The sequence below is a fragment of the Vibrio jasicida 090810c genome (assembly GCF_002887615.1).
Classification (GTDB): domain Bacteria; phylum Pseudomonadota; class Gammaproteobacteria; order Enterobacterales; family Vibrionaceae; genus Vibrio; species Vibrio jasicida.
Map to the genome: position 1 here is coordinate 1,106,971 of NZ_CP025792.1, position 24,696 is coordinate 1,131,666.

General features: G+C 45.8%; 20 protein-coding genes and 1 riboswitch. Of the genes, 9 read left to right on the forward strand and 11 right to left on the reverse strand.

Annotation, left to right across the window (positions count from 1 at the left end):
- Nucleotide 1: 1 nt before the first annotated feature.
- Nucleotides 2-970 carry an alpha-L-glutamate ligase-like protein gene (locus C1S73_RS05230; RefSeq protein ID WP_038866784.1) on the forward strand — a complete coding sequence of 323 codons (969 nt, stop codon included), beginning with the start codon at nucleotides 2-4 and terminating at the stop codon, nucleotides 968-970.
- A gap of 125 nt (nucleotides 971-1,095) precedes the next feature.
- On the forward strand, nucleotides 1,096-1,323 hold the full coding sequence (locus C1S73_RS05235; RefSeq protein WP_162142535.1) for a hypothetical protein: 228 nt from the start codon (nucleotides 1,096-1,098) through the stop codon (nucleotides 1,321-1,323).
- 89 nt (nucleotides 1,324-1,412) lie between these two features.
- Here C1S73_RS05235 and C1S73_RS05240 read toward each other — a convergent pair whose 3' ends face one another.
- The 3 genes from C1S73_RS05240 to C1S73_RS05250 all read right to left on the reverse strand — a co-directional run bounded on the left by C1S73_RS05240 (nucleotide 1,413) and on the right by C1S73_RS05250 (nucleotide 6,177).
- The gene (locus C1S73_RS05240; RefSeq protein ID WP_038866782.1) at nucleotides 1,413-3,053 is read right to left on the reverse strand and encodes a GMC family oxidoreductase; all 1,641 of its coding nucleotides are present in this window, start codon (nucleotides 3,051-3,053) and stop codon (nucleotides 1,413-1,415) included.
- A complete protein-coding gene (locus tag C1S73_RS05245; RefSeq protein WP_038866780.1) occupies nucleotides 3,040-4,605 on the reverse strand; it encodes a long-chain-fatty-acid--CoA ligase in 1,566 nt (521 codons plus the stop codon). The genes C1S73_RS05240 and C1S73_RS05245 overlap by 14 nt, the downstream gene beginning before the upstream one ends.
- Nucleotides 4,606-4,686: 81 nt before the next feature.
- Nucleotides 4,687-6,177, reverse strand: a complete 1,491-nt coding sequence (locus C1S73_RS05250) for a coniferyl aldehyde dehydrogenase (protein ID WP_038866779.1) — start codon at nucleotides 6,175-6,177, stop codon at nucleotides 4,687-4,689.
- A 165-nt stretch (nucleotides 6,178-6,342) separates the two neighbouring features.
- Between C1S73_RS05250 and C1S73_RS05255 the strand changes: the two genes are divergently transcribed.
- Nucleotides 6,343-7,374 (forward strand): AraC family transcriptional regulator, encoded by a 1,032-nt coding sequence (locus tag C1S73_RS05255; RefSeq protein WP_038866777.1) that lies wholly within the window; start codon nucleotides 6,343-6,345, stop codon nucleotides 7,372-7,374.
- A gap of 69 nt (nucleotides 7,375-7,443) precedes the next feature.
- Here C1S73_RS05255 and mukB read toward each other — a convergent pair whose 3' ends face one another.
- Genes mukB through cmoM form a run of 4 tightly spaced genes read right to left on the reverse strand, consistent with a single transcriptional unit; the run spans nucleotide 7,444 to nucleotide 14,747 of the window.
- Complete coding sequence (gene mukB, locus C1S73_RS05260; protein ID WP_038867154.1) at nucleotides 7,444-11,907, reverse strand: chromosome partition protein MukB; 4,464 nt, start codon at nucleotides 11,905-11,907, stop codon at nucleotides 7,444-7,446.
- Between the two features lie 2 nt (nucleotides 11,908-11,909).
- On the reverse strand, nucleotides 11,910-12,635 hold the full coding sequence (gene mukE / locus C1S73_RS05265) for a chromosome partition protein MukE (protein WP_038866775.1): 726 nt from the start codon (nucleotides 12,633-12,635) through the stop codon (nucleotides 11,910-11,912).
- Nucleotides 12,616-13,953: a chromosome partition protein MukF gene (mukF, locus tag C1S73_RS05270; protein ID WP_038866773.1), complete on the reverse strand. Its 1,338-nt coding sequence runs from the start codon at nucleotides 13,951-13,953 to the stop codon at nucleotides 12,616-12,618. Before mukF ends, mukE begins: the two co-directional genes overlap by 20 nt.
- 2 nt (nucleotides 13,954-13,955) lie before the next feature.
- Nucleotides 13,956-14,747, reverse strand: coding sequence for a tRNA uridine 5-oxyacetic acid(34) methyltransferase CmoM (cmoM, locus tag C1S73_RS05275; protein ID WP_038867153.1), 792 nt, complete (start codon nucleotides 14,745-14,747; stop codon nucleotides 13,956-13,958).
- 114 nt (nucleotides 14,748-14,861) lie between these two features.
- On the opposite strand from cmoM, the gene elyC reads away from it, so the two are divergent.
- Nucleotides 14,862-15,668 carry an envelope biogenesis factor ElyC gene (elyC, locus tag C1S73_RS05280; protein ID WP_038866771.1) on the forward strand — a complete coding sequence of 269 codons (807 nt, stop codon included), beginning with the start codon at nucleotides 14,862-14,864 and terminating at the stop codon, nucleotides 15,666-15,668.
- 93 nt (nucleotides 15,669-15,761) lie between these two features.
- Here the strand turns inward: elyC and torR are convergent, their stop codons facing one another.
- A complete protein-coding gene (gene torR, locus C1S73_RS05285) occupies nucleotides 15,762-16,475 on the reverse strand; it encodes a two-component system response regulator TorR (RefSeq protein WP_038866769.1) in 714 nt (237 codons plus the stop codon).
- 233 nt (nucleotides 16,476-16,708) lie between these two features.
- Between torR and torD the strand changes: the two genes are divergently transcribed.
- The 5 genes from torD to C1S73_RS05310 all read left to right on the forward strand — a co-directional run bounded on the left by torD (nucleotide 16,709) and on the right by C1S73_RS05310 (nucleotide 21,006).
- Nucleotides 16,709-17,356 (forward strand): molecular chaperone TorD, encoded by a 648-nt coding sequence (gene torD / locus C1S73_RS05290; protein WP_038866768.1) that lies wholly within the window; start codon nucleotides 16,709-16,711, stop codon nucleotides 17,354-17,356.
- A 442-nt stretch (nucleotides 17,357-17,798) separates the two neighbouring features.
- A complete protein-coding gene (gene purR, locus C1S73_RS05295) occupies nucleotides 17,799-18,803 on the forward strand; it encodes an HTH-type transcriptional repressor PurR (RefSeq protein WP_038866766.1) in 1,005 nt (334 codons plus the stop codon).
- Nucleotides 18,804-19,082: 279 nt separating this feature from the next.
- A riboswitch (cyclic di-GMP riboswitch) is annotated at nucleotides 19,083-19,172 on the forward strand.
- A gap of 116 nt (nucleotides 19,173-19,288) precedes the next feature.
- The gene (locus C1S73_RS05300) at nucleotides 19,289-19,879 is read left to right on the forward strand and encodes a TfoX/Sxy family DNA transformation protein (RefSeq protein ID WP_038866763.1); all 591 of its coding nucleotides are present in this window, start codon (nucleotides 19,289-19,291) and stop codon (nucleotides 19,877-19,879) included.
- 120 nt (nucleotides 19,880-19,999) lie between these two features.
- A complete protein-coding gene (locus C1S73_RS05305) occupies nucleotides 20,000-20,689 on the forward strand; it encodes a TVP38/TMEM64 family protein (RefSeq protein WP_038866761.1) in 690 nt (229 codons plus the stop codon).
- Nucleotides 20,689-21,006, forward strand: coding sequence for a putative signal transducing protein (locus C1S73_RS05310; protein ID WP_038866760.1), 318 nt, complete (start codon nucleotides 20,689-20,691; stop codon nucleotides 21,004-21,006). Before C1S73_RS05305 ends, C1S73_RS05310 begins: the two co-directional genes overlap by 1 nt.
- Nucleotides 21,007-21,043: 37 nt before the next feature.
- Here the strand turns inward: C1S73_RS05310 and C1S73_RS05315 are convergent, their stop codons facing one another.
- The 3 genes from C1S73_RS05315 to glgC all read right to left on the reverse strand — a co-directional run bounded on the left by C1S73_RS05315 (nucleotide 21,044) and on the right by glgC (nucleotide 24,634).
- Nucleotides 21,044-21,847, reverse strand: coding sequence for an alpha/beta fold hydrolase (locus C1S73_RS05315; RefSeq protein WP_038866759.1), 804 nt, complete (start codon nucleotides 21,845-21,847; stop codon nucleotides 21,044-21,046).
- 122 nt (nucleotides 21,848-21,969) lie between these two features.
- On the reverse strand, nucleotides 21,970-23,427 hold the full coding sequence (gene glgA / locus C1S73_RS05320; protein WP_038866758.1) for a glycogen synthase GlgA: 1,458 nt from the start codon (nucleotides 23,425-23,427) through the stop codon (nucleotides 21,970-21,972).
- Nucleotides 23,417-24,634, reverse strand: coding sequence for a glucose-1-phosphate adenylyltransferase (gene glgC, locus C1S73_RS05325; protein WP_038866756.1), 1,218 nt, complete (start codon nucleotides 24,632-24,634; stop codon nucleotides 23,417-23,419). Before glgC ends, glgA begins: the two co-directional genes overlap by 11 nt.
- Nucleotides 24,635-24,696: the final 62 nt, after the last annotated feature.

Consider the following 24,696-nt stretch of genomic DNA (forward strand, 5'->3'; position numbering starts at 1 on the left):
GATGTTTGAACGTTTCACTTCGCCAGCAAAGCTTCGCCATAAAGGCATTATGGGGATGAACAAGCGTAACCATAGCTATATTGGTCGCTACAATGATCGCTCAAAATACCCGTTGGTGGATGACAAGCTAAAGACAAAAATCATTGCTGAAGCAGCAGGTGCGACAGTGCCTGCTCTTATCGGCGTGATTGACAGCCAAGCTGAAGTCAAAAAGATCCACAAGATGGTATTGGACTGGCCAGGTTTTGTAATCAAGCCAGCGCAAGGAAGTGGTGGTAAGGGTATCCTTGTTATCACTTCGCACAAAGATGGCGTTTACACCAAGCCATCTGGTGCAACCATCAATAAAGAGGATGTAGAACGCCATATCAGTAACGCACTGGCTGGTCTGTTTTCTCTAGGTGGTAAGAATGACGTTGCAGTCGTAGAAAACCTAATCAAGTTCGATGACTGTTTTGATGGTTTCAGTTACGAAGGCGTGCCTGACGTTCGTATTATCGTCTTTAAAGGCTACCCAGTCATGGCAATGATGCGCTGCTCTACTGCAGCCTCAGATGGCAAGGCCAACCTTCACCAAGGTGCAGTAGGTGTTGGTATTGATATTGCGACAGGCAAAGCCATTCGTGCGGTGCAATTTGACCAACCTGTTACGCATCACCCAGATACTGGCAAAGATCTATCAACCCTACAAGTACCTCATTGGGAGCGCTTATTAGAGCTTGCATCGAGTGCGTGGGAAATGACAGGACTTGGTTACATGGGTACTGACATGGTGTTGGACAAAGAAGAAGGACCAATGGTGTTGGAGTTGAACGCTCGTCCGGGTTTGGCTATTCAAATCGCCAACGGCGCGGGTTTGCTACCTCGTTTAAAACACATTGAAAACCTTGGTATGCCGGCCGAATATCCAAAACCAAAAGAGCGCGTTGCTTACGCTGCTGAACAGTTTGGTTCTAAATCTCAGTTCTAATCTCTTAGCTAGCAGCTATTAACGTAGCTGCTAGCTAACCTTTCATATTTGAGCTCTATCGCTCGCTTTCTAAGTAATTCATCACTTCTATCACTGCAATCGATGATCCAGCTAACAGATTACACATGGATCGTTTCTTTTTTTCTCATACTTTTGCTTATCATGTCGTCTCCCCCTTACTCAACTCAAGAGGTTGGGCGATGCTAACAAAAGAAATTAATAACAATGAAACACCGCTTGTTGAACAAGAGAACTTTGATCAACATTTACAACGTTTGTCGGAAATCTCTGTCCAAGCACTTGATGAGCTTGCTGAAATGATCGAAACCGGAAACGACTTTTCAGAAGAATAGCACTTACCTTTTCGCTTTTAAGTGCCTGCTAATAAGCCGAGACTGTTGTCCTACAGCCTCGGCTTATTTTATTTTTTGAAGGGTGTAACTTATATCGAAGCGGTGGCTGGCTTCTCAATACTCTCATCTAAGCGATAGCTAGCTTTGATGGTATCCGCCACTTTCTCCGCGATCATAATGGTTGGCGCATTGGTATTCCCGCCCACTAGCGTCGGCATAATCGACGCGTCGACAACTCTTAGTGCCTCTAATCCATAAACCTTAAGATTGCTATCTACCACGGCGAAAGGATCGTTCGCCATACCCATTTTGCAGGAGCCTACGGGATGATATTGGGTATCCGCTCGATTACGAATATCTTGCTCGATGGCTTTCTCATCGTTCACATCCACGGGATAAAAGCTGGCCCCGCGTATGTCATCAAACGCTTGGCTTTCCAGCATTTGGTGTTGCTTCTTCCAGCCTTTAATCATGATTTCCATGTCTTCAGGGTGACTGAAAAAAGCAGGGTCAATCTTTGGTACATCATAAGGGTTTGCACTGTTTAGCTTAACCGTCCCAATACTTTTCGGTCGAAGTAACGTCACATGCGAACTAAACCCATGACTAGCGTGGATCTTACGAGCGTGATCGTCAACCACCGCCACCACAAAGACAAACTCTAGATCGGGCACGTCGACATCATCACCTGAACGCAAGAACCCTATACCTTCTGCAAAATTACTGGTCATTTTCCCACTACGTGTTTTCATCCACTGTGGTAAAGCCTTAGTCATTTCAGATGCCATTTTGAGTGATACACCAAACGTATCTCGCTTCGCGCTGCTCCGGTAAGTATGAACCAAATCAATATGATCCTGCAGATTCTCCCCGACACCGGGCAATTCATGGATTTGCTCGATTCCGTGGGATTCTAATTCTTTCTTTGCCCCCACACCTGAAAGCATCAAGATCTGCGGAGAGCCAAACGCCCCAGCTGAAAGAATCACTTCTTTCGTGCATTTGATCTGAAAGCTCTGTCCTTTCAGACCATACTCAACTCCAACAGCTCGATTTCCTTCAAACAACACTTTATGAGTCGTCGCTTTGGTCAAGACAGTCAGATTAGGTCGGTTCAGGTTTGGAGTCAGATAGGCTTTTGCGGCGCTGCATCGCTCCCCATTACGCTGCGTTACTTGGGTTGGCATAACACCAAACTGGTCGGCTCCGTTGATATCGTGATTACGAGGTATACCTATCGACTCACAAGCGGTTAAATAACACTCAAGAACATCACTTGGCGAGCGTAAGTTCGCGACGTTCAGTGGCCCACCTTGCCCGTGAAATTCATCATGATGGACTTCGTTATTTTCGGCTTTCTTGAAGTACGGCAGGCAATCTTGATAGCTCCACCCTTCATTCCCAAGGCTTGCCCAAAGATCGTAGTCGTATCGGTGTCCTCTGGCATACATCATCGCATTGATCGAACTCGAGCCACCTAACGTCTTGCCCCTTGGTTGATAACCCTTGCGACCATTCAAGCCCGATTGAGGAATGGTTTCAAAACCCCAGTTGTTTATTTTGGTTGGCATCATCGCTACGACACCAACCGGCGTATGAATAAAGGGACTTGAATCCGGCCCGCCCGCTTCCAACAAGCATACAGTGACATTAGGATCTTCAGTGAGTCGAGACGCTAAAACACATCCGGCTGAACCACCGCCCACAATAATAAAATCATAACTGTCCATCATCTACCTCCGCGACATCTAAAGGGTGAAGCTCTCGCTTTAAAATCTTGCCTGTGGCGGTCATAGGCAGTGCTTTACGAATGAAAACACGGCGTGGGTATTTGTAGTCAGCAAGTTGTTCACGGCACCAAGCGATTAAAGTGTCAGGGCTACAATGCGCATCTTGATGAAGCACGACATGGGCATGAACTTCTTCACCTAGGCGGTCATCATGCTCACCAACAACAGCCACCATCTCTACATCGGGGTGGCACATCAAGACTTCTTCAATCTCACGCGGATACACGTTGTAGCCACCGCGAATAATCATGTCTTTAACGCGGTCGACAATGAACAAGTTGCCGTGTTTATCCACTCGTCCAATATCGCCCGTTAAGAACCAACCATCGCGCAACGCCTCACGAGTTGCTTCTGGTCGTCCGTAATAGCCTTTCATTACACTTGGGCTTTTTATGCAGACTTCCCCTAATTCACCCACGGCTTGGGCGTGACCTTTTACGTCCGCAATCTTAATCACGTAGCCACATAATGGTTGTCCGACACTGCCTGGTAGTCGGTCTCCATCACTATGATTAAACGTGGCCACTGGTGCGGTTTCTGATAATCCATAACCCTCCAATACTGGCAGTTCAAAGCGTTGTTCAAATTGACGAATCACTTCTACAGGTATAGAAGCCCCACCAGACACTCCTATGCGAAGACTGTGCTTTACTAATTCGGAATGCTCCGGAGATTGCTCACCCGCTCTGAGTAATGCGATGTACATTGTAGGCACACCTGCAAACACGCTGACTTTATGCTGGATGATTTGTTCAATCACAAACTTTGGCTCAAAGCGCGGGATCAACACCATAGTAGAGCCTGTCAGCACACTGGCATTCATCATCACGGTCTGACCAAAACTGTGGAACAGCGGCAAGGTTGCCATGGTGGTATCACTGTATTCCAACCGCATCAGATACTGGGAAGACATAGCGTTCGTTAACATGTTGGTGTGAGATAACTCCGCCCCTTTCGGCTGACCGGTCGTGCCTGAGGTATAAAGAATAACGGCGGTATCATCACCATTTCTGCTGATTGACTCAAACGGCTTATTGTCTTGCATAAGCCAAGCATCAACAGCGTGCTCTTCTTCTCTGCATCGTTCTGACAAAGAGATAAAGTGTTCGCACTGCTCAGCTTCAGAGAAACCGTGTCTACCGTAGCTTCCCATTGGCAGCTCTTCGCTTCCTTCAAAGCAGAAATACGCTTTTGCATCAGAGTCGTTGAGGTGGTAAGCAATCTCACGGCCTTTAAACAGCACATTCAAAGGAACTACGACACAGCCTGCTTTTAAAATCCCGTAATACACGATTGGGAAGTAAGTAATGTTTGGACAAGACAGTGCAACTTTGTCACCAACTTTTAGTCCAAGTCGATTTAGGTTCGTAGCAATATTGCCTGCAAATTTGTCGAGCAGTGCGTAGTTGATTTCATCATCGCCCATCCTGAGCGCAGCTTTTGAAGGAAAGAGCGCAGCACTGCGCTCCAGATTGACAGCAAGGTTGTGCATCCATGATCTCCTTTGGTCGCAAGGCAGCCAGCGAGCACTGGCTACTGAAGATTCTTTATGTAGAGAGGTAAGTATAGAGGGTTATGAGTGCTTGTTTAAATCTGGGTCGGGTTTGCCCGCAAACACTCGCAGTACCAGCTTCTGCACCATGTTGCCATATGGCGGTGCAAACAACTGAATCGGGAACCAATCGCGCATTTTTAGTACCGTGCGCGCATGGCTGAGTTCGCGAAAACCTTCTTCTCCATGGTAATTACCAATGCCGGAGTTACCCACGCCACCAAATGGCACTGAATGGTTGAGTACATGCCACCCCCAGTCGTTGATCGTGACACCACCACTATGGGTTTGAGTAAGCAAGATTTCGCGTTGCGCGGCATTATTGCTAAATAAGTAACATGCTAGCGGTCGTGGCCTCTCGATAATGTATTGAATTACCTCATCGAGAGAACGGTAAGTGTGAATGGGAAGAAGCGGGCCAAAGATTTCCTCTTGGCAAATACGCATTTCGGATGTCAGGTTGGTAGCGATGTACAGCGGTGTTTTACGCCCTTCACCATAGTCGAGGCATTGAGTAATAGTCGCCCCTTTATCACGTGCATCCGCCAGTAGATCGTGGAATCGTTTGTGCTGGGCATCATCGACTAACGCGGTGTAATCCTGATTGGCTTTGATCTCTCCGTACATGGTTTGATGTGCGTGCTTTAACGCCTCAACAAACGCTGCTTGCTTACCTTCTGGTACAAACGCGTAATCTGGTGCGATACAAATTTGCCCTGAATTAAAACCTTTACCATGAGCAATGCGCTCTGCGGCTTTTGCAACGTCATAATCATCAAATACCACCACAGGGGATTTACCACCTAGCTCTAAGGTCACAGGCGTTAGATTCGCTGCCGCATTGGCCATGATGACTTTTCCGCTGGCTGGCGACCCAGTGAACACAAGGTGATCAAAAGGTAGATGAGAGATTTCCATCGCCTCTGGGTGGTTGCCATCCACAATACGAACTAAGTTCTCAGGGAATATTTCGCCTAACATACGACGTATTTGTCGAGTGGTTGCCGGGCAATTTGGTGGCATTTTAATCATGCAGCGATTACCCGCAGCCAACGCAGTGATCATAGGACCAATCGACAGATAAAGCGGGAAATTCCAAGGACAGATGATACCAACTACCCCTTTTGGTTGATAACGCACTTCCAGCTTATTGCCCTTGAATAACCACTCTGTTGGTCTTCGACTTGGCTTCATCCAACCTTTAAGGTGGCGAACAACATGGTTGATATCGAGGATAGGCGCTAGCACATCAGCCATAATGGACTCGGTGTGACTCCGACCACCAAAATCTTCACTCATCGCGTCTGCCAAGACATCTTGATAACGGGACAACTGTTTCTTTAACGCCAAGAGTCGGTGCTTTCTCACCGCAAATGTCGCGTTCGGCTCAGCTTGGTATGCAGACTGTAATTCCGAGAACCACATGGTGAGCTCACCGACTAAAGGATCATTGGTTGCAAACGTGCCTTGTTCGCGTTGTATTTCCTTATTTTGCGTTGCCAGTACATTCATGTTTCTCTCCTACCGTGCATTTTATCCAATTACAACATTTTGATAACATGTGGCACAGGTTACAAAGAGACAAAAAACGGTGATATTCGGACAGCTTTGAGACAAGCATGACTGAATACCATCCCAATACACGCTAGGATATATCTGAATGTAGAGGAGAAACGCATGGAATACACCGCAGTTTATGAGCCAGATACCGAATCCTGTGGTGTTTTGGACTTGCAGCTACTCACACGCTACCTTGAGCCCAGTATAAATGTAGAAACGTTACTTGAAGGCAGTGGTATTACTGCTCTCGAACTTTATGCGCCGGACACGCATATTACCCTTGCTCAGAAACTGACCATTTTTAGTAACGCAATTGCTCATTCAGGAGAACCGGGGCTTGGCCTAAAAGTGGGACAACAAGCTCGATTTAGTGACTTTGGCGTACTTGGGTATGCCGTTTTCAGCAGTAGCACCCTACTCGATGCTTTGATGATGGGCTTTAAGTATCTTCGGCTGGCAGGACCCGTTTTAAAGAAAAAAATGTGGGTGGAAGATAATTCGGGCTACTTTCGTGCAGAGCAACTTATCGATCTACAATCACTACTGCCATTTTGTTGTGAATATTGGTTCGCGGCCATTCAAAGCTTGTGTGAGGAGGTAATGCAGAAGCCTTTCCCTTCGAAGGTGATCCGCTTCCCCTATCCTGAACCAGAACACAGCGAACTTTACGAACAAGTGTTCCATTGCGAAATTGAATTCAATAGTGATCGTTTAGAATGGCAGTTTGATGCCACCAGCTTATATGAGCCGCTACCTGCAGCAAATACAATGACGCTACAAATGTGCTTGAAGTCTTGCGATGAAATGTTGGCAAAAGTGAGTGGCAGTGCCAGTTTAAAAGAGAAGATCACACAAATGTTCGTCGAAAGGCCGGGGAGCTATCCGTCGATAGAGCAACTGTCCAGTGAATTAGGCATGTCTTCAAGAACGCTACGACGCCACCTTAAATCGGAAGAGACCAGCTATCAGCAAATTCTCGACCATGTTCGCTTCCACTTAGCGCGTCACTATCTCGCATCGACACAAATGAGCGTTGAAGAGATCTCCGAACGTATTGGCTTTTCAGACAGCGCAAACTTTCGCTGCGCCTTTCGTAAATGGAGCGGGGACTCACCAAGACAATATCGACGACAAACGCCTCAGTTGTAAGCTTGTTGTTCATCAGAACAGAAACAAAAACGCCCGCATTCATTGCGGGCGTTTTATTAGATTCGGAGTTTAGGATTCAAACTCTTCAATCATCTCTTGCGCTTCGGTCTTAGGTTTGTCTGTTTGACCAAAGCCACGTAAACCAACCACGTGTACGTGTTCGTGATCTTTAAACACCTTACGCACTAGTTTGTAGGTCGTCCCTTTCTCTGGGCTGATGTTTTCTGGCGCTGCGATAAGAAGCTGCATATCCAGACGGTCACACAATTCAAACAACGTCGCGATCGATTTTGTATCCAGACGCGCTGCTTCATCCAAGAAAAGCAAACGACAAGGTACAATGTCTTTGCTGCGCAAACGGCGTGATTCTTCTTCCCAGCTCTGAACAACCATCAGTAGGATTGACTGACCAGTACCGATCGCCTCACCTGTTGATAGCGCGCCAGATTCCGCTTGCAACCAGCCATCTGTACCACGGTTCACTTCTACACTTAGCTCTAGGTAGTTACGGTAATCCAATAACTCTTCACCCAAAACCTGAGGAGAACGTTGACCCATATCGATGTGTGGGTTCACGCGTTGGAACAGTTTCGCCATTGCTTCAGAGAAGGTAAAGCGAGTCGATTCAAACAGATCTTTATGCTGCTCTTGTTGTGTCGCTAAACCATTCAGTAGTACTTCGTGACTTTCGCGGATCTTCACGTTTAGACGTACGCCCTTCACCTGACCGAACGAGATGTTCGACAAGCCTTGGTTTAGCATACGGATACGGTTTTGCTCACGCTGAATCGTCTTCTTGATGATGCTTGCTACTGACTCAGAGCTGATCGCTAGGCGGTTTTCACGTTGCGTTAGCTCTTCCGTTAGACGTGCCAGCTCTACTTCCATCTCTTCGATCGCTTCGACTGGATCATCAGTACGGATGATATCTTGACGAATACGCTCACGAAGATGTTGGTAAACCGCGATGTAGAACAGAACCTTACGCTCTGGACGTGCATTGTCTTCTGATAGGCGCAGCGCATCACGAAGATCATCGTTGTTCGCAACCGCTAGACGTAGCGCACCCAATGATTTATCCGACATTGAACGCAGTTCATCCGCTGACATGTAAGCCAGTTCACGTTTGTGTAGACGACGCTCAACATCGTTCTCACGCGCTAGGCGAAGTACTGAGCACCAGCCTGCTTTCGCGGCAACCACGAACGTACGCAGCTCAACGTATTCTTTCTGAACTTTCTTCAGACGTTTCGCCAAACCCTTCATTTCTAGCTCAGTAGAAGTAATGGTACGTTCGTATTCACTCTTACGGCCACGAGACGTATGCAGACGCTCATGCAGCTCGTCACGACGACGCATTGCACGTTCTTCTGAACCTTCGTCTGCGTTAACACCAAACTCTTGCAACTCTTGTTTGAACTCTTGAACCGTTTCAAGCTTCGCTTGGTGTGAACTCTTCAGAGACGCTAGCACTTGGTTGTATTGGTTCATTTGACCTTGCGATTGCTTCAACTCTTCACGAGAGCGTGTGCGCATCTGCTCCGCTTGAACCAATTTCGCTTTTAACTGCTCACTCAATTCGCTGCTCTTGTTCAGTAAGTCTACTGAGTCTGAGTAAGCGAAGTAGTGACGACGTTCAACGAGATCTGAGAGTGCAAAGATTTGCTTCTTAAGATCTTGCAGCTGTTGGTCTGCCGCTTTGTATTCCGCTTCTAGCGCATCGAATTGCTCTGGGTCAGCATCTAGGGCAACTGCGACTTTTTCCAGTTCCGCCACCGCTTTCGCGTGGTTGGTTAGGAACGCTTTTGCTTCTGAAAGTTGGGAGATTTTCTCTTCCAACTCATCAAAGCGTGCTTGCAGCGACTCATCTTCAATCAGCGCCATGTTTGGTGCTAGCTTGTCTAGAGAAGACAACGCTTGCTTGCTGGTTTGAAGCTGAGAACGTTGTTGTTGCTCTTTTGCATCCAGATCAGCCAGTACGCGAGCGATTTGGTTACGCTTGTCGCGAATGGTCGCCAATGCTTGCTCTGGGTCAGCTTCGAATGCTACTTGAATGTGGCTTGCCACAAACTGGTTGAACGCTTGGAACAGACGCTGCATTTTTTGCGAATCGAATGCTGCTTTCGCGTGCTTCTCAACCACTTCTTCACGTTCATTGCGTAGTAGCTCTAAACGTTGCTCACGTGCTGCACGGCCAAACAGAGGGATTTCAGGCAAGCGAGAGTAACGCATTTGACGGTCGTTCATGCGAACGCAAACCGCGCCTTCTAGCTCTTCTGCGTCGAATGAGCTGTCATCAAAGGCATCGATGTCACCTTCAATGATGTACAAGTCTTCTGGACAGTCGTCTAGCTCTACCAGTTTTTCTTCGATACCAGATAGATCAGAAACGACGATAGCGTGACGAGCCGGACCGTACATCGCACTGAAGTAAGGCGCGTCATCAATCGTGATGTCATCGTAGATCTCAGACAGCAATACACCGCCTAGTGTATCTGCCAAACCTTTCAGACGAGGGTCGTTTGAACCACCAGGAGAAGCAAGACGCTCAATCTCAGTATCAAGCTGACTACGACGCTCTGCCAGTTTATCTTTCGCCAGAGAAAGGGTTTTCTCTTTCTCAAGCACCACTTGCATTTGGCTCATGACCGACTGGCTATCTTCTAGCTCAGCGCCACTTTGCTCACGCAGTTTTTCTAGTGCATCGTTCGCCGCAATCCACGTTGGTGCAATGGCTTCTAGCTTGTTGATTTCCGCCGCTGCATCTTGCTCTAGACGACGCTGTTCGCTGCGTTGTTCACGCACGTCTTCTTGCGTCATCTCTAGCGAGTCGATTTGCATCGCATGACGTTCACGCTCTTGCTCAAACGTGATTTCGTCAGTCAGTTCAACATGGAACTGCTTTTGGTATTCGTTAACGAGCTCACGTGCTTGACGTTGCTGGTTAAGGCTACGCTCAAGGTCACGGTGCTGTGCACGCCATTGTTGTTCGTTTTGCGCGACTTGCTGAGATTCACGCGCTTTCGCAATTGCGGTTTTCGCATGTTCAGACGCGTATTTACGCTCAACTTGACCAACGATGCTTTGTACTAGTTTAAGCGCCGTTTCGAATTGCTCTGCTGCTGCAGAAGACATATCCAGTTTGTGCTTAACCGATAGCAACGCATTGGTGCTTTCTGATTCTTTGCTCTTAAGCTCAGAGACAAGCGCTTGTGCCGATTCTGCCGTTAGGCTGTCATCGCTAAGTAGTTGCTTCGCTTTTTCCAGCGCTTGAACCGCTTGTTGGTATTGAAGGGCACGAGTTTGTTGAACGTCGAGTGCTTGTTGGTAGTCCGCCAACTGCGTCTTAAGGCTATCCACCTCTTCTTCCGCAACGGTCGCTTGCTCTTCCACCATCATCACGCGTTCTTGCGCTTCTTCCACTACCATCATCTGTTCTTCAAGACGCTCACTCAGCTCTTCAAGATCTTCTTGGTAGCGTTCGATCTTCTCTTGCTGACGCAGTGCGTTTTGCACCAGTTGCAAGTGGTCAGAAGCCGCTTGGTAATCTTGCTCTAGCGCAGATTCCGACTCGATCAACAGTTCTAGTTCTTCTTGAACACGGTTAAGCAGGTTGTTTTGCTCAACGAGAGTTTCACGAGAACCGAACAGCTCTGAACGCAATGACAGCGTTTTATCCAGCTTATTGCGACGATCGTTCGCGTGACGCATGTAGTCCGCGGCCACGTAGTTAGTCGACTCTGTGATCAAGTGTTTGAACAAGTCACGGTCTGCTTGCGTGGTTTTGATCGCTTCTAGCGTCATGCGGTTTTCACGCAGTGCTGATTCCATATCTTGGAACGCTTTCTTCACGCCGCCGTTTTGTGGCAGAAGGTAGTCACGTAGCGAGCGTGTAATCGCACTTGAGATACCACCGTAAAGCGATGCTTCGATCAGGCGGTAGAATTTAGAGCGGTCACCAGAGTTACGCAGTTTCTTCGGAATCACACCGAATTCAAACATTTGCGCGTGGTAATCCACAATAGAAGAGAACGCTTTGAATTGAACGCCCTCAAACTCGGCGATCGATTCTTTTACTTCGTTGATTTGACGAACACGAGCTTGAGTCGCAGATACGCTTTCAACCAAGATATCCGTTGGTTTCACATGGCTTGGAAGACCTTGGATAACAAACGGTTTGATGTCTACTTTTTTATCACGACCCGCAACTTGCTGCAGTTTTACTGCAAACAATAGACGTTGGTTACGTGAGTTCACCACGTCCAGCGCCGCGTAACACGCGCCCGGTTGTAGCTTACCGTACAAACCTTTGTCGCGAGACGACTGGCTGCTGCCTGCTTCTGTCGTGTTACGGAAGTGCAGTAGCGTTTGGTCAGGAATCAGTGCGGTGATGAATGCCGCCATAGTGGTTGATTTACCTGCACCATTACCACCTGATAGCGTGGTGACCAGACCATCGATGTCAAACGTACGGGCAAAGAAGCCGTTCCAGTTGACCATGGTCAGCGATTGGTATTTACCGCGTTCAATCATGCTCATGCTTCACCCTCTTCTTTAATTTCTTCTTGGGCTTGGTCGTCTTGTTCTTCTTCAGACAATAGGCTGCCTTGACTTGGTTCCTTAGTGTGCACTACCGCTTCGCCATCACGGATCAGACGCAACTGTGCTTCACGCACATCATCGCCAACACGTACATCAGCACCAAAACGGAATACCGCTTCGCTGATGCTGAATTTACCCGTTTCACCGATGTTGATGATCATTCCTAGGCGGCGCAGACGACGAAGTGACGTACGTACTTTTTCAAACAGCTTTTCTTTATCAAGGTCAGAACCGGTTGCACGGTTCGTCACTAGCTTCATCAGCTTGTTTTCATCTGCTAGTGCAAGCAGTTCGTCGTATAACTCTTGGTTAGTGAAGATGCCTTCGTGCGCAAGACGCTCCGGGCTTAGGTAAAGGAAACACAGTACCTTACCCACCAGCATATCCAGCTCAGAAAGGACACTACGACCAATCAAAGAAGTAGAACGTGGGCGAAGGTAGAAGAAACCTTCTGGCGCTTTCACCAATTCGGTGTTGTAACGCTGGTAAAAAGAAGAAAGCTCAAGTTCGAAATCCGACAACAACGCGTGGTTGTCTAGATCTTCACTTGAAACATGGCGCCCTGCTCGAAGCATGCTATCTAGCGCTGGGAACAGAGGGTTAGAAATTGCTTTTGCCAGATTATCTGACATGTATTCATTAGTATCGGTCGATGACATTCGCTTGTACCTTTGCCCCAAATTCGTTGATTGCTTTCCAGTCTGGCTGAATGGCTTGATAGTCGGATTCTGAATAACCCAGACGAACCGCCTGATCAACGACAATGCGAGCTAAATCAAAGTGATGAGTGTATGGGTGCTGTGCAAGGTAATCTCGCAGAACCACGCTCAAGTCGATTGGTGTGCCTTGATCTTTATGCGCTTTCAGCATGTCACCAATTCGCTCTGCCAACTCATCATTGACTTGTTGAAACTCTTCGTATTCCACTTCCATCGGAACTTGGCCAGTGACTTCGTCATCACGTAGTACCAAAGCTTCGTCACGAAGGTCAGAAAGCCTTTCCGCATCTGCATAAGTCAGATACCAAGGCATATCGAAGTAATCTTTCATGGATTGACGCAAACGCGAGCTAAATGCACGGTTCTTATCCATATCGATAGCGGTACGGATGAACTTGTGCACGTGTCGGTCATAACCAATCCAAAGGTCGATCGCTTGCTGGCCCCAGCTGGTAATTCGGTCTAGCTTCATTTGCAGACCAAACAACGCTTCATCGATGAATTCAAGTTCAGGGTCACCGTAGACGATCTCTTGGATATCTAGGATCTGAGTTTGCAGTTCATCACTGGCAGCTTGCAGCGTATCTTGAAGTTCACGCAACGTGCTGGAGGTTTCTGACAGTAGCGCTTCACAGTTGTTGATCGCTTCACGCCAGTCTTTGTTAAGCAGGTCTGCAATCTGTTGTTTCACAGACTGTTGCTGCTCATCCATCACACGTTGGTTAAGGTCGATTTGATCGAAGATTTCGCCTACAGAATATTTCAAAATTCCGTAAACGTTTTTCTTCCAGTGGCCCGGAGTGCCACCTTTTTGTGCTGCTTCAATCGCTTTTGCCATTTCATCCGCTACCATCGATAGCTGAATAGAAAGACGCAGTTTCGAGAACTCGCGATGACGCACGTAATAATCGGTGATTCCTATCGCTAATGGCGACAAGCGGTAAATGCTCGCTCCGTCAGTAATCTCACTGACAAAACGGCTCATAAGACGCTGCTTAACCATCTCGTTGATGGCATTATTCGCGCGGAAAGCCGAAGCTTCGCCCGTCTCATCAAATAGTCGAGTGACGATGGCAAATGCGTCGTGCAATTCACCTTCACCCAATTCTTCATCGAACCTTTCATTACTTAGTACGGCGATGGCAATCAAAAACGCCAGTCGCTCAGTGGTCAGGTTCAACGAGAAATCGTGCTGCTTAACCCAGCCAACCAACTCATCGATTGGTTGCTCTGCAGCATTGAGAGTCATCTCACTCATCGTTATTCCTGTTTATCGTTCTTCTTAGCCCACACGTGGATATAGCGGCCTAATGAGAGGTATGGCTCTTGTCGACAAAGTTGTTTTTCTAGCGCCAACACATCTTCAAACTCGTAATCGCCCATGTATTCCATATTACCTATGTAATCACTAAAGGAACGAATACCAGATTTACCACAAATACTAAAACCAGAATCTTCTATCCATTGATAGACCTCTTCGGGTTTTAGGCCTTTTTGTGGCTGTAGTTTAAATCTTTTCCGATGAGGCATGCCGTCTAAAATATGAGGAATGTTGCCACAAACCACATTTTTATAGACTAAGCCGTGGTGGTTATAGAACATAACCGATGCAATGCCCCCCGGTTTGACCTGCTCCAATACCGTTTCGAGTGCCGTTTTTGGATCAACGAGCCACTCCATCACAGCATGGAACATGACAAGATCCACCTGCGCGTCCATATGCTCGCCAATGGATTGGACAGGTGAATGAATCAGGCGATACTGCTCAAGCAAACCGTTTTTTTCAATATCCTGTTTCGCTAGTTGCAGCATTTCCGAAGATAGATCACATAAAGCGACGTGATGTCCGAGCTTAGCAAGCTTTTGCGACAATTGTGCTAAGCCACCTCCGGCATCAAGTACTTGGAGGGCTTGATGGTCGGCGTCTAATTCACTTAGAATCTGTAGAAAATCTTCCCACACAATGATTTGGCGGATCTCCCCTTTATCGGAGCCGTAAATATTTTTTGCAAATTTGTGGGCGATATCGTCGAAATTGCGGTCTTCTGTCACTTCTGCTGAGTTATCATAACGGATTGTGCCGCTATTCTGGCACAAGGAAAGCAGGAATAAAGAGGGTTATCCTCATTTTTATTATCAATTGATGTTTTTTCGGACTATTTATGTATGTTTGAGCTGAAAAAAGTAATGTCAGCCTTGCTGATGCCATTACCAGCATTGCTACTGATAGGCTTGTTAGGTCTTGCTCTCATCAGTTTTACCACTAAACGTAAAACCGGCTGCTTTGTTGTTCTTTTCTCTTTTGTTGGCATCTTCCTTGTTGCCTTCCAACCCGTTTCAACCAAGCTTCTTATGCCTCTAGAACGCGAGTACAAAGCGTTTTTGCCGGTTTCTGGCACTGTGGACTACGTTATGGTTCTTGGTAATGGACACGTGGTAGATGATGAAATACCACCAACGTCTCAACTGAGCCGTACCGCTTTAATGCGTTTAACTGAGGGTATTCGTATTTTGCGTATGTACCCAGGTGCGAAGTTAATCCTTTCCGGTTACGCAGGTGGCTCTGAAATCAGCCATGCTCGTATGATGGCAAACGTAGCGCTTTCCCTAGGTGTCGCAAAATCCGATATTATTTTATTAGAGGATGCCAAAGATACTTGGGAAGAAGCACGCCAAGCTGCCGCGTTTGTTAAGCAGAAAGACATTGTTTTAGTGACTTCAGCCAGTCACATGAAGCGTGCTCTTTATGAATTCAACGCAGCGGGCATTAAGCCAATCCCAGCGCCAACGAACTTTATGGCGATCGATGATATCGAACAACCTTGGCAAAAGTACGCGCCAAAAGCTCGCTACTTAGAGCAAACTGAGCTGTATTGGCATGAATACCTTGGCGGGTTATGGCAAAAACTGCGTGATAACGTAGGTCAAACACCGATGGTTGAAGTTGAAGATCCTGAAGTGGCGCAGCCATAGAAGGCTTACCAATCGCAGATGAAGTCCATCATCGCTAAATTGCAGACACAAAAAAGGAGAGCCTATGCTCTCCTTTTTCTTTGTCGCTATGAATTAGTCACCCGCGAACATGTAGCCTTCACCATGAACCGTCACAAAGATTTGTGGGTTCTTCGGATCAAACTCCATCTTAGCGCGCATGCGTCGAATCAGTACGTCGATAGTACGATCGTTTGGCGCATCCACTCGGTGGCTGATCATATTCAAAATACGCTCGCGGCTTAGTACCTGATTTGGGTACGAAGACAGTGCCACCAATAGCTCATATTCCGCTTTGGTTAGTTTCACTGGTTCACCATTACGGCTAAGAGCACGGCGTTGAATATCAAACGTCCACTCACCGAAACGTACAATGTGTTCTTCATTAGTATCGTTCGCGATTTTTTGTGAACCATTGCGAGCTGCAGAAATGCGCCACAGCAAGTTCTTAACGCGAACCAATAATTCCCTTAGTTCAAAAGGCTTTGTCACATAATCGTCTGCACCCATTTCTAGGCCAACGATTTTGTCAATGCTATCCGTGCGTCCTGTCACTAATATGATGCCGATATCTGATTGGCTGCGTAATTCACGCGTAAGCATAAGACCGTCTTCACCGGGCAGGTTAATATCCAGCATGATAAGGTCCACATCACCACCTTGAAGCACTTCGCGCATTTCTGCACCGCTTTCTGCTTCACTGACTTTGTAGCCTTCATTTTGGAAGTAGCCCGCAAGCTTACTACGAGTTACAACATCATCTTCTACGACTAATACGTGATAGCTCATTTACACCACTTTCTGTCTTTTTTATTTTCCAAGACGTATTCTATTCATAACTAGTAACATTTCTAGTCATAGATACATTAAAAAGCAAGATTTTGCGATTTTATTGATTCAAAGCAAGCTTATTTACAGCCATTCATAAACCGGCACATTTTCCCATAATGGATAACAATTATAGTTACTGCTATTCATCTTAATTGTTTACACTTAGGGAATAACCATTCAGGAGCAAAAAAATGCAAGAAGTGAAAGCTTTTAACGAGAAACGCGCAGAAATCTATTGGTGGTTTTCTAGCCTGTTCGCAAAAGAACTAACAGAGAAAGAACTAGAAAGCTACCACAGTGTTGACATTCGAAGCTTTTTGGCTGGCCTTGGTGAAAATGAGTCATTAAAACCAGCTGTGGATACCCTTGTTGATGCACTTAACCGCCTACAGGATCGTGAAGACGCGCAACTTGAATTGGCTGCAGACTTTTGCGAGCTTTTCCTGAAAACAGAAAAGCACGGTGCACTGCCTTACGCATCTATGTACATCGGTGAATCTGGTCTTTTAAATGACAAGCCAGCAGAAGAGATGGAAAAACTGATGGCCGATTTTGGTGTTCAGGTTGATGAGAACCTGAAAGAGCCAGCGGATCACTTAGCGGTTGAACTAGACTTCTTAGGTAACATGATCATTCGTTCTAACGAATTAGAACAAGACAAACACATGGAAGAAGCGTTCGAGAAACAGAACGACTTAATCCAAAAGCATCTTATGTCTTGGTTGCCACAGTTTGCTGCGAAATGTAAGCAATTCGACGAATTTGGTTTCTATGTAAGCGTTGCGCAACTATTAATTGCATTTTGTAAACTGGACAGCACCTACCTTCTTGGTGAATAATTGCCGCCAATTTCAGGGAGCTCGCAAGCGGGCTCCCTATTTTATTCGTTAATTTTTAATCTAGCACATAGAAGCCCTTTCCATTTAGCAGTTAAAATGTGACCTCAATAGCGCAAAACACCTGCTGAAAATATTGCTAGTGTGCCCACATCAGTCTAAAATGTGAGCGCAAACGATTAAATACGACTTATATGTAAACCGCTGAAATATGGCGGTTTTTGTGTTTTATTAACAAGATTGCTGACCAATTCCTCACTTATATAAGTAAGGAACATGAGATTCAGCAACAAATGTTGCTACAAACCTTTTTATACCGATTTCGGAACAACCGCTGCCTAATTAATTGAACCTTAAACTTCAGATATGGTTCAATTCGCGCAACATACTAAGCGTAAGGTTGTATTCACTACGGTATTCAGTAGCTCGATACAGGACATCATTTATGGCCACTATAAAAGACGTTGCTCGCTTAGCCGGCGTTTCTACCACAACAGTTTCGCACGTAATCAACAAAACGCGTTTTGTTGCTGAAGCAACCCAAGAAAAAGTAATGAAAGCGGTTGATGAACTAAATTACGCGCCAAGTGCAGTTGCACGTAGCTTGAAGTGTAACTCAACTCGCACTATCGGTATGTTGGTAACGCAATCGACTAACCTTTTCTTCTCAGAAGTTATCGACGGCGTTGAGAGCTATTGTTACCGTCAAGGTTACACGCTGATCCTATGTAATACTGGCGGTATCTACGAAAAGCAACGTGACTACATTCGCATGCTAGCGGAGAAACGTGTAGATGGCATTTTAGTGATGTGTTCTGACTTAACGGAAGAGCTAAAAGAGATGCTTGACCGTCATTCAGATATCCCGAAAGTGGTGATGGACTGGGGTCCAGAGAGTTCGCAAGCTGACAAGATCATTGATAACTCTGAAGAAGGTGGCTACATCGCAACAAAATATCTGATCGACAATGGTCACACTGATATTGCTTGTTTGAGCGGTCACTTCGAAAAAGCCGCGTGCCAAGAACGCATTGCAGGTTACCGCCGCGCAATGGCAGAAGCAAACTTAGCAGTAAATGAAGATTGGGTACTTGAAGGTAACTTTGAGTGTGATACTGCCGTACTTGCTGCTGACAACATCACAGCAATGGACAAACGCCCGACTGCCGTTTTCTGTTTTAACGATACCATGGCGCTTGGTTTGATGAGTCGCTTGCAGCAAAACGGCATCAAAGTACCAGAAGATATCTCTGTCATTGGTTACGACAACATCGAGCTAGCAGAGTACTTCTCGCCACCGCTAACGACTATCCACCAGCCAAAACGTCGTGTTGGTAAGAATGCGTTTGAAATTTTGCTAGAACGCATCAAAGACAAAGAACATGAAAAACGCATTTTCGAAATGCAGCCAGAAATTGTTGTTCGCAACACAGTTAAGAAACTGAACTAAGCGGCATCGAAGTTTTATAAAGCGCTCGTAAGGGCGCTTTTTTATTGCCTAAAAATAACATTCCAAAAACATTTCAGAATATAAATACCTCCCCTCATTTAGATAAGTTGCTGTTTTAATTGGGCGTAGTCCATTTCCTACATCAACCTTTTGTATGACAAGGGACCGTTCCCAAATATGAAACCAAACACATCAAAAAATCACTATTAACTGAACCAAGATCACACTTTCATGTTTGAAACGTGATGTTAATTCAATATACGAAGTATTCTCAAAGTGTCACGCACAGGGCAAACCATTCGAAAGGGTGGGACGCAAAGCCTCCGGCCTGAACCATCTTATTAGATGGAAGGTAGCGGGGTTACCGATGGCAAATATGCATTAAGTGAGTTTACCCTTTAATGACATTGTGTCTGCATGCATTTGCTAATCTCTCGGACCTGATTTTTGGTGGCGTAATATTAATTACACCGAGATAACACATCATGGATAAACCGATACTCAAAGACTCAATGAAGCTGTTTGAGGCACTTGGTACTATCAAGTCGCGCTCAATGTTTGGTGGCTTCGGGCTTTTCGCCGATGAAACGATGTTCGCACTAGTTGTAAACAATCAACTTCATATTCGAGCAGACCAACAAACTTCATCTGACTTCGAGACTCAAGGACTAAAACCGTACGTCTACAAGAAACGTGGTTTCCCAGTGGTCACGAAATACTATGCTATTTCTGATGATCTATGGGATTCAACGGATCGCTTGATTGATGTTGCAAAGCAATCTCTTGAGACTGCTAAGCAAGAAAAAAAACAGCAAGCGAGCACCAAGCCTAATCGATTGAAAGACCTTCCAAATCTACGCCTAGCAACTGAACGTATGTTGAAGAAAGCAGGCATCGACTCTGTCGAGCAATTAGAAGAAGAAGGTGCCTTAAGCGCATACAAAGCAATCCAAGATACGCATGCCTCTACGGTAAGCCTTGAGTTGTTGTGGGCGTTAGAAGGTGCAATCAACGGCACCCATTGGAGCGTCGTCCCTCAGTCTCGCCGAGAAGAACTGATGAGCGCATTGTCTTAACGCGCACTATCAGCATGACATTGAGTAAAAACCGCAGTTTTCATACTGCGGTTTTTTTTTTGAAATTTTTTCTTCTCTTATTCTGTCTTATTATTTAAGAAGCCAAATGGAGTAATTACGATGAATAAGAAACTGATTTTAGGACTGATCCTGCTCGCAACCATCCTCTTTTTAGGAGTGAATTTTGGCCAGTATCTCACCTTAGAAAATGCCAAAGCACAACAAGCAGCACTAAATACGTTCATTGACCAAAACTTTGTGTTTGCTGCGGCGACCTACTTCTTGGCTTACATCGCAATCACCGCTTTCTCTATTCCAGGAGCCGCCGTTGTTACCCTGCTCGGCGCCGCCCTATTTGGTTTTTGGACCAGTTTATTATTGGTGTCTTTTGCTAGCACCATCGGCGCAACAATTGCTTTCTTAAGCAGCCGCTACTTATTACGTGAATGGGTACAAAGTAAATTTGGTAATAAGTTAAATGCCATTAACCAAGGTGTAGAAAAAGACGGAGCGTTTTATTTGTTTTCACTGCGTTTGATCCCAGTATTCCCATTTTTCTTGATTAACCTCTTAATGGGGTTAACACCGATGTCTATCAGCCGCTTCTATTTAACAAGCCAAATCGGCATGCTGCCTGGTACTGCCGTTTACTTAAATGCGGGCACTCAACTAGCCACTATCGACAGTCTTTCAGGAATTGTGTCACCAACCGTATTAGCATCATTTGCTCTGCTTGGTTTGTTCCCTATTATCGCTAAATGGGTTATGAATAAGGTCCGCCCTGCTCAAGTTCAAAATGGAAATGCCTAATGAAAATCTTCATCGCTAAAAACCCTGCGGAAGCTCATATCGTTTGTGAGCTCCTCAAAACCGAACAGATTCACTGTGAAGTAAGAGGCGAAGGTATGTTTGGGTTGAAGGGAGAGTTGCCCTTCAGCGATGATACAGACCCGTATGTTTGGCTTTTACATCCGGAACAGCAGTTGAAGGCGTCTGCGATTGTCGAAGACTATCGACAACAAACAGAGCTTACTTACCAAGACTGGCAATGCCCGCAATGTGCAGAGAAGAATGAGGGACAGTTTGGTGCTTGTTGGCAATGTGGATATCAAATAGGGGAGCTATGATGGCTCCCCTATCTTTTTAGATCGGTTCTCAAATCTATTAAGCCGCTAGACTTTGCTGCTTAATAAACTCAATAGAGTGTTGATTGAAATCTTCTGGACGTTCTACGTTGCACACGTGGCCACAATTTGGAATTTCACGTAATGAGCTTAGCTTATGCACTGCAACCATTTCTTTTACTGGCTTAATGAACATGTAGTCTCTATCCCCCATTAGGTACAGCGTCGGAATAGGCAACTCTTTATCTTTAAAATACTTCATTAACGGATTTACATCCGCCGCCAGTGTGAACCAACGCTTAAACTCTTTTTGGCATAACTTCTTTGCTTCACGAATAAACAAGTGACGAGATTCGCGTTGATTTTTTTGTGGCATAACGATGTAAGCAAAGAGCTTATACAGCCACATGTAAGGGAGGATGTGCTTTCCAAGATTACCGAGTTTAACTAAGATCTGAGAGCGAGTGTTTAAGCGCGTTACCGCCCCACCAAGCACCATAGAACTCACACGCTCTGTTGCCATTTCGGCAAGGTTACGCACAATAATTGTACCCAAAGACATACCAACAAAGTGTGCGGATTGGATCTTCAAATGATCCAGAACCTTTAAAATGTCCTGTGTCACCTCAGTAAAGGTATAACGACTTGTCATCAGTTCTTTGATCAACTGGTTTGACTTGCCGTGTCCACGGAGATCGATTAAGACCAAATTAAAGTGCTCTTTATAGGCCTTTAATTGTTTAAACCATATTGAAGAACTGCCACCAGCACCATGCACGAAAACGACCCACTCATTGCTGGTAGGGTGTAAATAGGTTTTATGGAATAGAAGTGGCTGAGTCATTTATCAGTTTGAAAAGCATTCTGTATGAAAAAGTGTGGGTAAATCCTACCACACTCCATAAGAGCAAAGTAATAAAGGCACCTAATTCGGTGCCTTTCGTTACACTTTTTAAAGATTTTGCGTCAATTTAACGCAGCCCTATACAGTTGCAAATACTCTTCTGCAGCTTTTCGCCAACAAAAGTCTTTTTGCATAGCATGAAGTTGTACACGTCTCACTTCTGTCACATTTTGTGCGTAAAGAAGAAGTGCTCTCAACATTGTCAGTAATAGACCTTGCGGTGTTGGCTCATAGAAAACGAAGCCCGTTGCATCAGCTGGATCCACATCGTAGTCATTCACGCTGTCTTTCAAGCCACCTACCCCACGAACGATTGGCAAAGTGCCATAGGCCATGCTGTAGATTTGGTTCAAACCACACGGCTCAAATTCAGAAGGCATTAAGAAGAAATCCGAGCCTGCCTCAACCAAATGTGCTAGCTCGTTATCGTAAGCCTCTACAAAAACAAACTTACTCGCAAATTGTGCGGCTACGTCTCTTAACTGTGCAGCAAGAACAGGATCACCAGTGCCAACAACGACGAGTTGAACATTATGCTTAAGGAAATCAGCTAATGCAGGCAGCAGGTAATGCACACCTTTCTGTTGCGTTAGACGACACACCATACCGAACATGGCGTTGTCTGATTCTTCAATCCCCAGCCTTTGCTGTAGCGCTTTTTTACATGCATTTTTGCCACGGACCATGCTTTGACGGTTCGCTTTGTAATTTAACGGAAGATTAGAATCGGTTTCAGGGTTCCATGTTCCGTAATCGCAACCATTTAAAATCCCAACAAGATCACCTGCGCGTTGCTGGAATTCCCACGCCATACCATGGCTGCCAAGTTCTGTTTTAAGCTCTTCAGCGTAGGTTGGGCTTACCGCATTGATTTTATCCGCGTTCATCACCCCTGCTTTGAGCATCGTGATGTGCGTTGCGCTTACCGCGGCATCAGGAACATTTCGACTGTGAAATTCAGGTAAACACTGGACGTCATCGTAGCTAAATACCCCTTTAAAGACTGCGTTGTGAATGGAAATTACACTGCGAGTCTTGGCAAAAAATGCTTCATTACCATAACGATGTTTAAGCAAAAATGGGACTAAACCAGTATGCCAATCGTTGGCATGCACAATATCTGGTTGAAAACCAAGTTTTGGCAACATATCTAGACACGCTGCACTAAAAAACGCGAAGCGCTCACCGTTATCCGTGTAAGCTTGGTTATTTTCAGCGTACATTGACGGACGATTGAAATACGGAGGGCAATCAATCAAATAGACCGGATTATCACCAAGGTTTAGCTTCAACACTTTGTATGCCGTATACGGCCAGTGCGCTAACTCGGTAACTAATTCCAACTCGGCGTCCGCTAGTCGCTCGATAGCTGTGTAAGCTGGAATTGTAATTCGTACATCCTGCTGAAGGTTTTGAAGGGCTTCTGGCAGTGCCTTGGCTACATCAGCCAAGCCACCACTCTTTATCAGTCCTTCGACTTCAGACGCTACAAACAGTACAGACAAATTGTTAGTAGCCAACTCTTGCTCCTTTTGGAATCACAACAATGCCATCTTCTGACACGTGGTAGTGCTTTTTATCTTCTTGTAGATTTACACCAATTTGCGTACCAGGTGCAATGTCGGCATCCTTGTCTACAATCACGCGACGAAGTACACATCCTTCACCGACCTTAACATCACCAAGTAAAATACTTTGGCTGATGTCACACGCAGAAGCGATGTTGCTGCGGAAACCCAGTACCGATTTTTCAATTCTTGAGCCTCGCACGTAACTCCCGTTACATACTAAGCTGTCGATGATTTGAACTCGGCCATTAACTGAGTCGGTAAACGTTGCAGGCGGCAATGGTGGGTAGTAAGTGTGCAGTGGCCATTTGCGGTTGTAGAGAGAAAACGGGGCGTCTTTTTCCAACAAATCCATATGAGCTTGCCAGTACGCGTCAATAGTACCGACATCACGCCAGTAAACTTCTTCTTTTTCACCAGTAATACGGTTTGTGCTGAAGTCATAAACAAACACGTCGCCACGTGGGAACATCTTAGGAATGATGTCTTTACCAAAGTCGTGTGAAGACGCTTCATTATCCGCATCTTCAATCAGCTCAGAAAATAGTGCTTGGGCTTCAAATACGTAGTTGCCCATGGAAACGAGTGCATGTTCTGGATCGCCCGGGATTGATTTAGGTTGTGCTGGTTTCTCTTCAAAACCGACCATACGACCTTCGGCATCCACTTCAATAACACCAAATTGCGATGCTTCACACAAAGGCATACGTAATGCTGAAACGGTCAACGATGCCTCTTTTTCTTTGTGGAAGTTCAACATCTGTTTGATGTCCATTTTATAGATGTGATCAGAACCAAAAATACAAACTTGGTCAGGCTCAGCAAGCTCCATAAAACGTAGGTTTTGATAGATAGCATCCGCCGTACCTTCATACCAACGCTTACCCGTACGCATTTGTGCTGGGATTGGGTCGATGAATCGATCGGTAATACCGTTGATGTTCCAACCCTTCTTCATATGATGGAACAAAGATTGAGACTTAAATTGAGTGAGGACATAAATGCGCATCAGATCCGCATTCACGAAGTTGTTCAAAGCGAAATCAATAAGTCGGTAACTTCCGCCGAAAGGGACCGAAGGTTTACTGCGGGATTCCGTTAAAGGTCTCAGACGAGAGCCTTCACCGCCAGCAAGAATCATTCCCAAAACACCAGCCATTCGTTGTTCTCCATATATAGTTATAGCTTGGAATTAGTGTTCGTTTGAGGTGAGCAGGACTC